The following is a 14477-nucleotide window of genomic DNA, read 5'->3' on the forward strand; positions in this document are numbered from 1 at the left end:
CCCGTCAATCCTGGGCGAGGATCGAATAGAGCCGACGACGAGCCTCGTCGAGCACTGTAACGGCCTCCTGGACCTGCTTTGGCGTGCCGGTACGAGCCACCTGGCCCACGATTTGCGCAAGCTCGACGCCGGCTTTGGGCAGTGCTGCGAACCCGGTGCCTGATCCTGCTGACTCCCATAGCGACGACGGATCAGCACCCGCCACTTCCTCGCGGCCGGCCTCGGTCAGCGAGTAGATTTTGCGGCCATTCGATTCCTCGGCAGTGAGGAGCCCCTCGTCGGCCAACAATTGAAGGGTCGGGTAGACAGAGCCGGCGCTCGGCTTCCATTTGCCACCGCTGCGCTCCTCGATTTCATGGATGACCTGGTAGCCATGCATCGGCTGCTCCGCGAGCAGGGCGAGCACCGCCAATCGAACTTCACCGCGGCCCACTCGGCTGCCCGAACGCTTCTCAAATCTTGAGCGGAAATCCTCAACGGCCTGCCAGACGCCGTCAATATTTCCTGCTCCAAACCCGCCTGCCGGGAACGAATCATGCATTTCGCGTTCCTCCGTCAATCGCGAACGATGTACAACGATATTCAACGATATGCCTGGATGTGCACGAAAACCTATAGACTCGGGCCGCCGGACGATATTGAGCGATATACGCCGTGCTATCGCGTTGGGCCGGATGTTGTGTGGGCCGACGTCGACGGCTAGGGCCTTTGGTCATTCCGTGGAGGCCGGCCCTTGATGCGGAATAGGCTGTGAGGTCGGGGTTGGCCGAGATTCCTTCGATAGAGCCGATGTTGATGATGACGGCGGCTTTTGCTAGGTGGTGACCCGGACGCGGTTGGTGAGCTTACCGATCCGTTCGATTTCGACGGTGACTTCGTCCCCCTCTTTGAGGCCGACTGGCGGGTTGCGGAAGATACCGACGCCGGAAGGGGTGCCGGTAAGGATCACGTCGCCTGGTTCAAGGGTGGCGGTTTGGGAGACATAGCTGATGATGTCGGCGACGCCGAAGACCATCTGCGCGGCGAAAGACCACGGCCTGTGTCTGATCCCCAATCGTGCGCGGCACAGGGGTTTTCTGCGACTTCCAGTCGCGACGTGAAGCACGGTGAATGTGACATACCTAACATCGGGGCGCGAATATACACGAGTAGATCTGCAAGCGTAAGCTACATACATATGTGACTTTTTGTGTGTTTTCTTTCGATTTTGCTCAGGTCGGGGGCATGGCTTTTGAGTCGTCGAGATGGAGAAGGGGCATGTTGGGCGCGACCCGGAAGATCCAGCACCAGCTGACCGTGACCCGTTCGCTCGGTGAGGCACTGCGTGGACGGGGAAACTCGCTCAATGCGCTGCGACTTGTTTTCGCGGCATGTGTGATTGTTTCGCATGCCTGGTGGCTTGGTGGCTACGGCCAGGAACCTGCGTTGTTCGGGATCAAACTCGGCACGGCAGGCGTCATGGGCTTCTTCGCGATCTCCGGATACCTCATCGCGATCAGCGCCGAGCGGTCGACAACGCTTGAATATGTCACCGCACGGGCCCTGAGAATATATCCCGGTCTGGTGGTGTCCGCGCTGCTTGTGGCGTTCGTCGCGGTCCCGATCGGCGCCCTCATCACCGGCGGACGCTACAGCCTTTCAGAGGCAATCGTCTTCCTGGAGGCGGCCCTTGCGCTGCTTATCGGGGTCATGAATACGCCACCGATCGGGACCTCCCTGCTCGGAAACAACGACCGCTTCGACTGGGATGGCCCATTGTGGACGTTGACCTGGGAGACATTGTGCTACATCCTCATCGGCGTCGTTGTCTTCCTGGTCCGACGGCGGTCTCCTGACGGGAACGGGACCGACGCCGCCATCCTGTGGCTGTTCGCAGCGGCGACCGGCGCCGTCGCAGGCAAAATCATCGCCGGCGGCTTCGGAGCTAACCGGACCGAATTTGTCCTGCCATTAATCGCACTCTTCATGGCCGGCGCTCTTCTGGCCAGGATACGGGATCGCATCAGGACGGGCGTGCTGCCGTGCCTGCTCGCGGTGGTGGCCGTGTTGGGTGCCTACTTCACAGGCTTTGGTCCGGCCCTGGCGCCACTACCTTTCGCCTACGCAATCCTCTCGATCGGCTCCCTGCCCGTCGCATCCAGGATAGGGTCACGCCACGACATCTCCTACGGCGTCTACATCTATGGGTGGCCCCTCCAGCAACTGCTGGCGACCCTCAGGCTGCCCTCCCACGTCTCTCCATTGGTGTTCGCCGCTGCCGCGCTGGTCCTCGTCTGTCCGTTTGCTTACCTGAGCAGTGCCATGGTCGAGAAACCGGCACAGCGTCTCTGCATGCGATTGCTCCGGCCAGCGCACTTTCGTCCGGGCGGCTCGAGCTCGGATAGCGGGGCGTCATGACAGCGCTTGAGGAGTGTGGCCCCTTTTCCGACTTCAGCGCAGGAAGCTGCCGGATTCTTGGGCGTCCACTAGCGGTGGCCCTCGCCGAATTTGCAGAGCTGGCGGGAATATGACTCGCAAATTCAGCGTAATGTCAGTAGTCCGTAACAGCGGACATTGAATCCGGGCTTCTTGATTATCATGAAAGCCGTCGCACCCAAGGCGGGCTGACCGGCTTGGGCAATCACGGGGGGAATTGGAATGGGTGAACCGCAGCGGGATAATTTCCCGGAAATACCTGATGACTTACCCGAGTTGCTTGCCTCGTCCGGTACGAATGATGACAATCTGGTGACGCTCCGTGCGCAGGCACAGGAGATAATCGATCAAATTCTGAGCGGGACTGATCCCGGCGGTGAGAGGGTCCGGGCGAAATTGAGGCTGTGCGTCTTCCGCCATCCTGGGCGACCGGACCAGGCGCTCCTCGAGCATCTTCTGAACCGCAACAACTGACCACTATTTCAAGGCAGCCCTCAATGTGGGGCACTGTGCCAGATCCACCAAAGCTTGGTGTCGGGAGGCAGCCGGTTTGCAGGTCAGGGGTGGGTGCCGCCCGGGTCGTCCGGGTTGCGAGATCGGTCACGAGGAACCTGGCGGCGATGACGACGACGGCGACGACCAGCCCGAGCGCCGACATGACTAGCGCTTCGAGGACCAGGAAGAACAGCCCCCAGGTGAGGGCCGAGGCGTTGATGTCGTGGCCCCAAGCGGTGCTGAGGTTGAGCGCGATGGCTCCGGCCGCACCCGAACTGGCGCCCAGGCAGGCGTACCGGCGTGTCAGGCTTCCGCAACCCCAGCAACGTCCCGGCGTGTTTGTGCTCGTTGTTCCGGTCATCTTATTTGCCGGTGAGTTCGGGTGGGGTGCGGCGGAGGGTTTTGGTGATGGAGAGTTTGCTGGAGTACTGGATGGATCCGTAGCGGAAGAGGTGGACGGCCAAGCGGAGGACGAGGATGCCGAGGATGAACAGCTCGGCGATGACGATGATGGCTTCGGTGGTGTTCAGGGTTCCGAAGCCGTTGCGGAGCATGGCGGTCACGGGGGCGGAGAGGGGGAAGTAGGTGAAGGCTTGCACGACGGCGGAGTGCGGGTCACTGAGGATGAGGCTGATCGCGTAGAACGGGACGAAGATCAGGGCCATGAGGGGTCCGAAGATAACCCCGGCTTCCTTCGCGGTGGGCATAATCGCGCCGATTGCGACGAGCATGGCGGTAAACAGAGTGAACCCGCCGAGCAGAAGGAGCGCCCCCACCAGGAGCGGCCCGGGTTCGAAGACCAAGGCGGACAGGTCGACGTCGGGCAGGGCTAGCCGGTCCCTGAAGAAGGCGTAGCCGATCGCGACGGGGGTGAGGAACACGCCGATCTGGACGAGTCCGACGAGGAAGAGCGAAATGATTTTCCCGACGATGAGCGTGGTTGGGTTCAGGGTGGTCAGGATCATCTCGGTGACCCGGTTTTCTTTTTCCTCCAGGGTGGAGTTCAGCATCTGGCTGGAGAGCAGGATGATGCTCACATAGAACAGCACCAGGAACATCAACGGCGGCAGGGCGGTGCCGAAGCCGCCGGCCACCTGCCCGTTTCGGAAGGTCTGGGTGTCGACGGTGACGTTCCCGCTAGCAGCCGCGGTCAGCACGGGGGATCCGATCCTGGCTTGGGCGGCGATGGTGAGGAGTTGCTTGGCGACGGCTTCGTAGGTGTTGTCCGCGAAGATCCCCTTGTCAGCGCCGTAGACCTTCACATGTTCGGTCGCCGGGTTGGCAGGGTAGGCGAAGAACGCGTCGGTGCGGCCGGCCTTCACGTCCGCCAGGGCGGTGTCCGGGTCGGTGGCTTTGTGCCCGCCCATGGCCGTGGCCACGGTGTCGGGGATGATCCCGGACGCGTCCGTGTACGTGAAGGACAGGGTCGCGTTCTTCTGCGCCTCCGAGGTGGCGCGGGTGGAGGAATTGCTGGCGAACACCAGGGTGAAGATGATGGCCATAACCACAGGGATCGCCAGGGTCGCGATCCAGAAGCGGCGTTTCTTGATGGTGCGGATGAATTCGAAGCCGACCACGGTGCCGAGGTTGTGCCGGCCCAGGAAAGAAGCGGTTTTGGTGGGGGTGGTGGTCATGTCAGGTCCGCCGTTTCCTTGCCGTAGACCCGGATGAATATTTCCTCCAGGGATACCCGTTCGGTGGTGAAGGACCGCACCGCGACCCCGGACGTAACCAGTTCGCGCAGCACCGCTGTCTCGTCTGCCCCGTTCCGCGGCGCCAGATTCGCGCTGCCGACGTCGGCGGCCGTGACCTCGTACAGGTCCGAGCCAGGCAGGGGACCGGTGTAGGTGATGCGGTAGAGGGTGCCGCCGAACTGTTCCTGGACCTCGGCAACGGTGCCGTAGGCACGGGAGATGCCGTCCTTGAGCAGGATCACCCGTTCACAGAGCCGTTCGACTTCCTCCATCTGGTGGGTGACCATGATAACCGTGGAACCGGCGAGCTTCTGTTCTTCGATGATGTCCATCAGCAGCCGCCGGTTTACGGGGTCGAATCCCTTCGTCGGCTCATCCAGTATCAGCAGCTCGGGATCGTTCATGATGGTCACGCCCAGCTGGATCTTCTGCTGCTCACCACCGGACAGCTTGTCCAACCGGGTCGACGCCTTGTCTGCGAGTTCGACCCGGTCCAGATACTCCAGGGACCAGGACCGTGCCTGTGCTTTGGAGAGTCCTTTGAGCCGGCCGAAATAGACCATCACGTCCAGGACGGATTCCTTCTTGTACAAGCCGCGCTCCTCGGGAAGATACCCGAGCCGGACACCGTCGCGGGGTTCAAAGACCTTCCCGCCGATATGCAGCACCCCGGCCGTGGGCTGGTAAATCCCCAGCAACGCCCTCAGCGTGGTGGTTTTGCCCGAGCCGTTGCTGCCCAGGAACCCGAACGTTTCCCCGGTCCGGACGTCAAACGATAGATCCCGGATGACCCGTGTGTCCCCGAAATCCATCATGAAATTTTCGATATGCACCAATGGCTCAGTAGCCGCGCCCCCCGCAGTCATGCACACACTCTAACCGGGAGGCAAGACTCGCCGCACGCGATTCGAGGGAGTGCGTCCAGAGGACGCGCCTGACCCGCGCAGCGAGAACGGCAAGCGTCTGGAACTGATCCCCATCCCCATCATGGGGCTGGTGCCGCAGCCTGCGCTGGAAGACCCGGACGCCGATCGGGTTTGTTCCGCCCTGGCCGCGGCCGCCCTGGCTCGTTGAGCAAGTTGAACGACTGCGCTACCCACAGCTCCGGGCGGCGGTGAGGATCACGCGGCATCGCGACCCGACCGGACGCATTGAATTCGCGAAACGCCGGAGGTCTACGCAGCCGGGATTTTCTTGAGCCGGAGGATGCCGAGGGTCCAGACGCTGACGAGCGCGTGAAGGAAAGTCCACATGACTTTCACCGGCCTGAACGGGGGACCGCTGATAAAGAGCATGACGAGCACGATGGACACCGTGGAGACCACGATGGCCGCGATCAGTGGTGACCGACCAGTGCTTTTGAGGGTGGCGAGGTTCCAGATGCCGATGATCACACCGGCGAGTGAGACCACCGTGAAGGCCACGAACACGATGATGACGCCCGTGATCCACCCGGCCGCTGGCGGCATGCCCGCAGCGCTGTCGTCCTGCATTTGCCCGACGAGGCTCGCCGCGGATGCGAGTGTGAATAACCCGGTGGCCCCACCGGTGAGCAGCTGGAACAGCCCCATCCAAAACCGCCAATGCCGCGACCGGGAGGCGTTGCGGGGACTGAGCGCAGGCTCATCGATTGTCCGGAGCGGGCGCACATGAAGCAGCTCTACCGCGTCGGTCTCATCGGTCTGCGGTTGTGTTTCCTGGTCCAAATCGCGTCCCCTTCGCGTGCGGCAGAGACCATCCACACGGGCCCCACACGGAGTCTACCTTCGGCCGCGATGGCGAGCATGCTCCTTTCACGCAGGGCGGTTTCGAGCTTGCCGGGGAGGGCAGCGCGCGCGGCGGATGCGGCCGCCTCGTTGACCGCGACCGGGGACTCCATGATGCGGGCAATTCGACGGCACCACCGGCTACGAGCGAAGTGTCCGCAACCTGACCTGGAGCTACGCGGCGTTCCTCTCCGCGCTGCGGGCCGGACCGTGGTCCCCTGACTGAGCTGTTCCTCCGATCCTGCTGTCCGGAAGTCGCGGACGTCGAAGTACGACGTCTCGTGTTGCCGGTGTACGGGGTGCTCAGAGGTTAGGGGGGAATGTGTAGCTTGAAGGGATTTTCACCGGAGCGGTGCCGTGGATCAGGGCGATTTCGTCTTTCGGGTGCAGGAAGACTGAGCCCACGCTGGTGGCCTGCCCTTTGCCGTTGATGAAGATTGCCCACTCTTCGGCCGGGAGGCCCCCGATCGCGCCGGTGTCGGAGAGTACCCCCCATTCCTGCAGGACCTGGCCCAAGGTGTAGCGCTGACCTGGGGTTTTGGTTTGGATGTGGAGGATTCCGGACGAGTCCTGCGTGCGCAACGGGGATCTGGAGCCGCTTTGTCCCTCGGCAAGGTTGGCAAACCCGATCCCTGCCGGCACGGTCACGGCTTTGCCGTCGACGTAGACGTCAAGGTGGGAGTGGAAATGCTCAACGCTTCCTTCATCCATGCTCAAGGGCAGGCCTGCCGCGCGGATCCGGTCCGCAGCGCCAGGGTGGATGGCCCACGGGGTTTCATATGCCACGTCCGCAGCGGAGCCGGCAGATCCGGCGGCGGCAGCTCCGGCGGCTGCAGGGGAGCCGGCGGCTCCGGCGGATCCGGCGGCCGCAGGGGGCGGGCCGGCCCAGAGCAGCGTACTGGCGATCGGTCCGACCCAAAACGACAAGGCAAGGACGACGCCGGCCAGGATCATGAACGGCAAGCCGTGGTTGCGGCCGGGACCAGTCGGTTTCACGGTGTTGCCTCGTGGCGGGGGAGCGGTCGCGGGGATTTCCGTGCCGGCGCCCGACTGCTGGAGCCGTGGCTCGTGCCGTGTGTGAACCCGGTTCAGCTTGCGTGCCGGACGGGAGCTGCTCATGGTTCCTCCTGTCCCCATCTGTATCTACACGCACCGGGTCAGTCCGCACCCGATGCGCCAGCGTAGGCTCCGTGGGATGGTCTCCACACGAGTAACAGGCACTCGATTTCAGCCACCCGGGGATCATCAAACACGCATGTAACACCTGTCCCACAAGCCCACTGCCCTACCCGCCGACCGTGACCCGCGCGGGGTCCACCGGGGGGGCGGCACGCCGCCGGGTGCGCGATCACCTCCCGTGGCCGGTGAACCCGCGGTGTTTTTTGGGTTTCCGTGCCGGCGGGGGATTGTTTGGCGTTAGCTCTGGTTTTGGGCGGGTGGGACGCGCAGGCTGCCGTAGCGTTCCATCCGGTGCCAGCGCAGATGTACTCCGGCCAGGGCGGTGACGACGGACTGGATGACGACGAGGTACATGAGCTGGCGGTAGACGAATTGCTGCAGGGGCAGTGTCCAGAGGGGTTTGAGTGGTTCGTTGTCGAGCCGGAAAGCGTAGGCAGCCATGAAGAACTGCACCAGGAGGAAGCCCAGCCAGAGCGCAGCGATCCGTATCGGGTCGAGGAACACAAGGCCGTAGATGGCGAAAACGTCGACGATGGGCGCGAAGAGCGGCAGGAGGACCTGAAGCACGAGCAGGTAGCCGAGGCCGCGCCGGCCGAGCTTCCCGGCCTGCCCGCCCTGGAAGATTGCGCCACGGTGTTTCCACATGGCTTGGAGGGTGCCGTAGCACCAGCGGTAGCGCTGCTTCCACAGCGCGCCAAGACTCGCCGGCGCTTCGGTCCAGGCCCTGGCGTCGTCTTGGTACACCACGCGCCAGCCGGCGCGGCACAGTGACATGGTCAGGTCTGTGTCCTCAGCGAGCGTGTCGTCGCTGACCCCGCCGATCCGCAGGAGGGCGTCGCGGCGGAAGGCGCCGATGGCGCCCGGGACCGTTGGCATGCACTCAGCGAGATCGAACAGCCGGCGGTCCAGGTTGAACCCGACCACGTATTCGATGTGCTGCCAAGCGCCCAGGATCCCGCCGCGGTTTGCCACTTTGGTGTTTCCCGATATCGCTCCCACACGTGGATCGGAGAACTGCTGGATGAGCGCAGAGACCGTGTCGGGCTCAAAGACGGTGTCGCCGTCGACCATGACCACGATCTCGTGGGAAGCGAGGCGGAGGCCGGCGTTGAGGGCCGAGGGCTTTCCGCCGTTCTCCTTCCGTACCACCCGCACGTTCGGCAGGCCGAGGGCCTCGGCAAGATCGGCGGTGCCGTCGGTCGAGCCGTCATCGACCACGATGATCTCCACTGGATGGGTCGATGCGGCGATGGACCGCACGGCGGCCTGGATCCCGGCCGATTCGTTGTAGGCCGGCATGATCACAGTGACAGGGTCTGTGATGTCCGGGCGGATGGGTACCTGCGTACGACGGCGGCCCCGGCCGGCGGCCTTGATGCGCCGGGCGGCGCGCCGGTGCCGGGCCGCAAAGCCGATCACCAGGACAGCGCGGACGACGGTCACGACGCCTGCCGCCACCAACGCCCAGGAGATCGCGGTGACTGCCCAGTCGCTCAGCCGCAGACCCCAGACGAACGCCGTACCGCTGAGCTGCTCGGCGGCGGAGGCGGCCTGCATGCTCGTGATCCCTATCGCCTGACCCACGGTGGTGACGCGGAAGCCTTGGTCCGCGAACGTCGTCAGGCTCGCGTCGAGGGCGGCGACGGTTTGCGCGCGGTCTCCTCCGCCGTCGTGCATCAAGAGCACCTGCCCTTGGGTGCCGGACGGTGCGAGGTTTTTTTCGATCGCCGGCACCCCGGGTCGTTGCCAGTCCTCACTGTCTTTCGTGGTGAGGACGGTCAGGTAGCCCTGGTTCGCCGCTGCCTGCATCGCCGCCCACGTCCCGTCCGTGACGGCGTCGTTCTCTGAGCTGTACGGCGGGCGCAGGAGCGTGGCAGCCTTACCGGTGATTCCGGTGAGAACTTCCTGGTCGCCCTGCACCTCAAGCTGCCGGCGCCACGCCGGCGCGCTTCCGAGGTCGGCATGGGTCAGTGTGTGCACCCCGATCTCGTCGCCGTCGGCGATGATGCGCTGGACCAGTTCGGGGTGCTCGATCGCGGCAGAGCCGACGATGAAGAAGGTTGCGCGTACGTGGTGTTTTTCGAGGACATCGAGGATTTCGGGCGTCCACACGGGGTCAGGACCGTCGTCGAAAGTCAGGGCAAGCGTGTGGTCGGGAGGGCTGGCCGTGCGGACAACACCGTGACGGGAGTCAACCAAGGGTCCGCCGTGGGTCACTGCGTCCGGCACCGCGGCGGCAGAGTCGCTTGGAGAAACGGAATCGTTTCCGATTCCCGCCAGGTGGTGCAAATACCCCTGCACGGTGAGGGCGAGACCGACCGCGAACAGCACGGCCGTCAGGACCACCCAATGAGCCCTGACACGAACAGGTACGGGCTCCGTGCCCTGGTTCCGGCGTGGCATGCTCACGGGTGCGCCGGTGCCGACGGGTGCGCTGTCCGGCCTGGGGCGGAGGCGCTCTTGCCCGGAGACGTGGTGCCCGGCACGGTCGCCGGCGCGTTCGACGCCGCGGGAGCCGTGGGAGCTGTGTGGTCAAGGACCGGGCTGCTGAGGGACGGTGCTGCGGGGGCGCCAAGGACCGGAGCCGTAGGGGCGGGAACAGCGGCCCGTGCCAGGGGTGCTGCTGCGGGGGAGTCAGCGACCTCCGGCCCGGCCGCACCGGAGGCCGGCGCGGGAACGGATGGGGGAACATCACGCGCGGCAGGAGGCGCGGGAGCGGCAGGGAAGGGAAGAAATGGGGCAGCCATGTTCGGGCCGCCGATCAGTGCGACCAGCAGAAGGGCGACATACCCGGCGACGACGGCCAGCGCTCCAACCCCCGCAAGCTTCAGGCGCCGCAGACGCCGGCCGGACGCATCGACGAAAACGGGTACGGGCGAAGCCGCGGAACTGTGGTGAGCGGGTGGTTCTTCCAAAGCTGCCATCGGGCACCAACCTTAGAGGATCCCCCTCGCCCTTCCCAAAACACGGTTACCCAGGAACCTGTTATGCCGGGTTTTCGCGGGTGGTGCCGAAGGGGACGCTTGGGTCGAGTTCGAGGGTGAAGTCCCAGGGGGAGTGGCGGGTGATGAGAATTCCGCGGTCTTGGTACAGGCTGGCCTGGTGTTGGAGTTGTGCCTCTGCTTGGCTGAGCTGTGTGTCCAGGTCCGCGGGGTCGGAGACGTGGATGGTGCACCGGTCCTTTGCGGGTGCTGAATCGTTCATGGCGCCTTCTTTTATAAGGTGTGTGGGCGGCGGGTGATTGCCTGGAAACGGACAAGCGAGGTGCCCGCGGCGGGCTGTTGCATTTGTACGAATAAAACCGGGCGTACTTGAGCGGTTGTCTATCCCCGTAGGTCCGCCCGGGAGCTGTTTGCGGTCTTCGGTGTCTGAAGGTGGGTGCCCGTCCTGTGGTTGTGGCTTTTGCGGGGGAGCCGGGGTCCGTTTGTTGGATGCGGGCTCTGGACAGGAGTTTCGGGGCGGCAGGGGAGTGCAGCTTCGATGGTGCGCAGTCGGTGGAGCTTGGTCGCACCTGTGCGTAGGATGAGCCGGTGCCTCGTGATTGTCAAGGGGACACCGGGGGGGTAGTGGTTCGGTGCGCGGCCCGGCCGGGCGGGGCGGTTTAGCCACGCCACGGTTCGCTTGGCCCCCGGCCTTTCCAGGGTTGTTTGATAACCAGGAGCGCGGAAGAACACGAACGATTTACCATGATGGTCATGGACCCTGCCGAGCATATTCTTGACCTTCACGACTTGGTGACCGGCACTGCCGACATCAAGGGCATCCTGGACGGGGTGACCCGGTTCGCCTCGGCCGCGGTAGCGCAGGCAGCAGGGGAAGAGATCGACTGCGCCCTGACGTTGCGCCAGCGGAAGCGGACCGCCACTGTTGCCGGCAGCAGCGAGAAGGCCATCCTTTTGGACGTCATCGAACAAAACCTGGACCAGGGCCCGTGCCTGGATGCCCTGGATCGCGGAAGCCCGGTCCTGCTGGCCGACGTCGGGACGGACACCAACTGGCCGCAATATAGCCGAGCCCTGGCCGAGGCCGGGTGCCGGTCCGCGTTGGGTGTCCCGATGGACCTGGGTGAAACGTCGGAAGCGGTGCTGAACTTCTTCGGGCCATGGCCGGGCGTGTTCACCCAAGGTGTCATTGACGCCGCCACAACGTTCGCCGACGTTGCCGGAAGCACCCTGCGCCTGGCGATCCGGATTGAAACGGTCGAACACACCAACGCCGACCTGAAAGCCGCAATGGCCAGCCGGTCCGTGATCGACACCGCGGCCGGGATCATCATGGCCCAGAACAGGTGCACTCACGCCGAAGCCGTCACGATCCTGACCACGGCCTCCAGCCACCGCAACCAGAAACTCCACGACCTCGCTGCTGAGATCGTCGCAACCCTCAACGGCGGAACCGGAAACCCGATGCGGTTCGAAGACTAGAGGCGGTACTTAGCGGCGTGGAACTTGTCCGGGACGGCCCGCGCCGGCTGCGTCACGTGCCGCGGTTAGTTGCTGTTCAAGGTTGAAGATTTCTTCCAGGGGGAGGAATGATTCATCGGGCGGGCTTTCGAGGCCGTCGAACAAGTCGGCCATTTCGGCTTGCCAGCGCGTGTTGACCTCGTGGGCTGCCATCCGGGCCGCCGCGGCGGTGAGGCTGTCTGTTTCGACGTAGCCGATGAGGAGTCCGTCGGGTGCGAGGAAGAGCGAGTAGTTGTGCCAACCGGTGGCCTCGAGGGCTTCGAGCATCTCGGGCCATACGGCGGCGTGCCTGCGTTTGTATTCGTCGATACGGTCCGGGTGGATCCGTTGCTGAAAGCAGATCCTCCGACGCGCGGGGGTCTCGTTCATGGTGCTCCTGGTGGGTGATGCGGCTTGGATGACTCCTGCATGCCCCGAACGGCTGTGTTTGGCATCCTTGCCTCATTTTCTGAATCGTTTCATGCCGCGACTCGCTTCACACCTTAGAGCGTGCCTCCGCTCGCGTCAACAGTTGGTGGCGCGGCCGTTGCTGGCGCATCCTCCTCAGGAGCCAGCAAGGGCCGGTGTGTGCTTCGCGGTTAGAAGGGGCCCTTCTGGACGAGGTTGGCCGGGGTGCGTCCATCGGCGAGGGCCGCGAGCTGGCTGGCCAGGAGCCGGCGGATACGGGGTTCGAAGGCGGAGGCGTTCCCGCCCACGTGGGGCGTGATGAGCGCATTGGGGGAGTCCCACAATGGGTGGTCGCGGGGCAGGGGCTCGGGGTCGATGACGTCGAGTGCGCAGTGCAGGCGTCCTGAGAGCACCTCGGCAGTCAGGGCGTCGGTGTCCACGACCGGCCCTCGGCCGACATTCACGACCAAGGCCCCGTCGGGCAGGGCGGCCAGGAGGGTGGCGTCGATCAGGTGGTGGGTGGCGTCGCTGAGCGGCGTGACGGCCACAACTACGTCGTGGTTCGGTGCAAGGTCCCGCAGTTCCCCTATACCGTGCACCCGGCCCTGGGCGTCCGTGCGCGGGCTGCTGCCTACGCGGGTGAGCGCGACCTCGAAGGGTTCGAGCCGGCGGGCGATCTCGGTGCCGATACCGCCGACGCCGATGAGGAGGACCCGCCTGTCGGCCAAGGAGGGGCGGCGGACGGGGCGCCAGTCGCGTTCCTGCTGGGCGCGGACGGCGTCGTCGATCCCGCGGAGCTTTGCCAAGATCAGCCCGACGGCGAGCTCGGCGGTCGCGGCGGCGTGAACCCCCGAGGCGTTCGCGACGCCGGCACCCGGCCCGGCGGCTTCCCTGATGCCGTCGAAGCCTGTGGACTGCGCCTGGACGAACTTCAGGTGCGGGACCTTGGTCAGCTCGGACAGGACCTCGCCGGCGTTGAGGTAGGGGAGGATGACGGCGTCGACCGCGTCGAGGCTGCCGTCGGCCGGGGCAGAACGCATGTCCCAGACGATGCCCTGCAGTCCGGGCGGCAGGGGCGAGAGCCCGGAAAGGGTTTCCGTGTCGGGGAAGGAAACAGTATGGACGATCTGCATGTGGGCACCATTCGTAGGTAGTGAAGGCGATCAGGGTTTTTCGCTCGCGCGGGGCAGCCTGGCCGAGGACACCCGCTGTGTCGAGATGCCATATCCCGTAGGGAAAGGAGGCCTCGACCTTTCGTGCTGTTCAGCGCCGGTCGAAGGTGAGGCCGCCGGGAACCTGGAACGTGGGCATTAGTTCAAGCATGCCGACGTTGACGTGGCGCGGGGTTTCGATCGCGTAGTCCAGGGCGTTGACGATGTCGTCCGTGGTCAGCGATTCGTAGCCTTCGTAGTAGGTCTTCCACGCCTCTTCCATGGCCTCGGGGCTTCCGCCCATGTTCCGGCCGAAGATTTCGGTCTCGACACGGCCCGGGCAGATCTCGGTGACGCGGATCCGCTTTCCGACGGTGTCGTTCCGCAACTGCCGGGAAATCTGGTGCACGGCCGCCTTCGTCGCGTGGTAGGCGGTGTGCCCGTAGAAGTTGTACAGGCCGGCGATGGAGCTGATGTTCACGACGTGGCCGAGGTCGCGCTCCACCATTCCGGGCAGGACCAGGCGGGTGAGCTGGAGCAGGCCGCGCAGGTTGACGTCGATGAGTTCGTCAATGTCCGCCTCGGAAGAGTCCAGGATGTTCCCGGGCCGGGAGACACCGGCGCAGTTGACCAGGACATCCACCTCTAGTCCGCTCACGACTGCGGTCAGCGCGGCGGTGTCGGTCAGGTCGACCACGTGCGGGATGGCACCGGTTCGTTCGGCCAGTTCGGTGAGGCGCTCCTCGTTGCGGGCCAGCGCATGGACGGTCAGGCCCCGCTTGGCGAGGCGCTCGGCGATCGCGGCACCCATACCGGTTGACGCTCCGGTGACGAGGGCGGTGTTGTAATCGGCGAAGGTCATTGCTTCTCCCGGGGACGGATGTGGCTGTGCGCTCACCGCACGGCCCTGTGGTTGCTGTGGTCAGT

The 14477-nt window shown here is 64.7% G+C and carries 16 protein-coding genes; 3 read left to right on the forward strand and 13 right to left on the reverse strand.

Annotation, left to right across the window (positions count from 1 at the left end; translation table 11 throughout):
• Positions 1-4: 4 nt before the first annotated feature.
• The 3 genes from ABCW42_RS09385 to ABCW42_RS09395 are packed head-to-tail and all read right to left on the reverse strand — an operon-like array spanning position 5 to position 1054.
• Entirely contained in the window at positions 5-541 is a 537-nt protein-coding gene (locus ABCW42_RS09385; RefSeq protein ID WP_423184578.1) for a PadR family transcriptional regulator, read from the reverse strand.
• The gene (locus ABCW42_RS09390) at positions 534-800 is read right to left on the reverse strand and encodes a hypothetical protein (protein ID WP_423184846.1); all 267 of its coding nucleotides are present in this window, start codon (positions 798-800) and stop codon (positions 534-536) included. The genes ABCW42_RS09385 and ABCW42_RS09390 overlap by 8 nt, the downstream gene beginning before the upstream one ends.
• A 14-nt stretch (positions 801-814) precedes the next feature.
• Positions 815-1054, reverse strand: a complete 240-nt coding sequence (locus tag ABCW42_RS09395; protein WP_423184579.1) for a fumarylacetoacetate hydrolase family protein — start codon at positions 1052-1054, stop codon at positions 815-817.
• 203 nt (positions 1055-1257) lie between these two features.
• Here ABCW42_RS09395 and ABCW42_RS09400 point away from each other — a divergent pair, with 203 nt between their 5' ends.
• Together ABCW42_RS09400 and ABCW42_RS09405 are read left to right on the forward strand one after the other, a co-directional pair.
• Complete coding sequence (locus ABCW42_RS09400; protein ID WP_423184580.1) at positions 1258-2397, forward strand: acyltransferase family protein; 1140 nt, start codon at positions 1258-1260, stop codon at positions 2395-2397.
• Between the two features lie 240 nt (positions 2398-2637).
• Positions 2638-2889, forward strand: a complete 252-nt coding sequence (locus tag ABCW42_RS09405) for a hypothetical protein (protein WP_423184581.1) — start codon at positions 2638-2640, stop codon at positions 2887-2889.
• Between the two features lie 383 nt (positions 2890-3272).
• On the opposite strand, the gene ABCW42_RS09410 is transcribed toward ABCW42_RS09405, so the two are convergent.
• The 7 genes from ABCW42_RS09410 to ABCW42_RS09440 form a co-directional block, all read right to left on the reverse strand.
• Positions 3273-4544, reverse strand: coding sequence for an ABC transporter permease (locus ABCW42_RS09410; RefSeq protein WP_423184582.1), 1272 nt, complete (start codon positions 4542-4544; stop codon positions 3273-3275).
• Entirely contained in the window at positions 4541-5470 is a 930-nt protein-coding gene (locus ABCW42_RS09415) for an ABC transporter ATP-binding protein (protein ID WP_423184583.1), read from the reverse strand. Before ABCW42_RS09415 ends, ABCW42_RS09410 begins: the two co-directional genes overlap by 4 nt.
• Positions 5471-5779: 309 nt before the next feature.
• Complete coding sequence (locus tag ABCW42_RS09420; protein ID WP_423184584.1) at positions 5780-6310, reverse strand: hypothetical protein; 531 nt, start codon at positions 6308-6310, stop codon at positions 5780-5782.
• Positions 6311-6673: 363 nt separating this feature from the next.
• On the reverse strand, positions 6674-7489 hold the full coding sequence (locus ABCW42_RS09425; RefSeq protein WP_423184585.1) for a hypothetical protein: 816 nt from the start codon (positions 7487-7489) through the stop codon (positions 6674-6676).
• A 297-nt stretch (positions 7490-7786) separates the two neighbouring features.
• Positions 7787-9952: a bifunctional polysaccharide deacetylase/glycosyltransferase family 2 protein gene (locus ABCW42_RS09430; protein ID WP_423184847.1), complete on the reverse strand. Its 2166-nt coding sequence runs from the start codon at positions 9950-9952 to the stop codon at positions 7787-7789.
• 2 nt (positions 9953-9954) lie between these two features.
• Positions 9955-10473, reverse strand: coding sequence for a hypothetical protein (locus ABCW42_RS09435; protein ID WP_423184586.1), 519 nt, complete (start codon positions 10471-10473; stop codon positions 9955-9957).
• A gap of 61 nt (positions 10474-10534) precedes the next feature.
• Positions 10535-10753 carry a hypothetical protein gene (locus tag ABCW42_RS09440; protein WP_423184587.1) on the reverse strand — a complete coding sequence of 73 codons (219 nt, stop codon included), beginning with the start codon at positions 10751-10753 and terminating at the stop codon, positions 10535-10537.
• Positions 10754-11244: 491 nt separating this feature from the next.
• On the opposite strand from ABCW42_RS09440, the gene ABCW42_RS09445 reads away from it, so the two are divergent.
• Positions 11245-11973 (forward strand): GAF and ANTAR domain-containing protein, encoded by a 729-nt coding sequence (locus ABCW42_RS09445; protein ID WP_423184588.1) that lies wholly within the window; start codon positions 11245-11247, stop codon positions 11971-11973.
• Positions 11974-11982: 9 nt separating this feature from the next.
• Here the strand turns inward: ABCW42_RS09445 and ABCW42_RS09450 are convergent, their stop codons facing one another.
• The 3 genes from ABCW42_RS09450 to ABCW42_RS09460 form a co-directional block, all read right to left on the reverse strand.
• Positions 11983-12381, reverse strand: coding sequence for an L-rhamnose mutarotase (locus ABCW42_RS09450; RefSeq protein ID WP_423184589.1), 399 nt, complete (start codon positions 12379-12381; stop codon positions 11983-11985).
• A gap of 209 nt (positions 12382-12590) precedes the next feature.
• The gene (locus ABCW42_RS09455) at positions 12591-13532 is read right to left on the reverse strand and encodes a 2-hydroxyacid dehydrogenase (RefSeq protein WP_423184590.1); all 942 of its coding nucleotides are present in this window, start codon (positions 13530-13532) and stop codon (positions 12591-12593) included.
• Positions 13533-13662: 130 nt separating this feature from the next.
• Complete coding sequence (locus ABCW42_RS09460; protein WP_423184591.1) at positions 13663-14412, reverse strand: SDR family oxidoreductase; 750 nt, start codon at positions 14410-14412, stop codon at positions 13663-13665.
• Positions 14413-14477: the final 65 nt, after the last annotated feature.

Origin of the sequence: Arthrobacter sp. NyZ413 (assembly GCF_049390645.1) — a bacterium.
GTDB lineage: Bacteria > Actinomycetota > Actinomycetes > Actinomycetales > Micrococcaceae > Arthrobacter.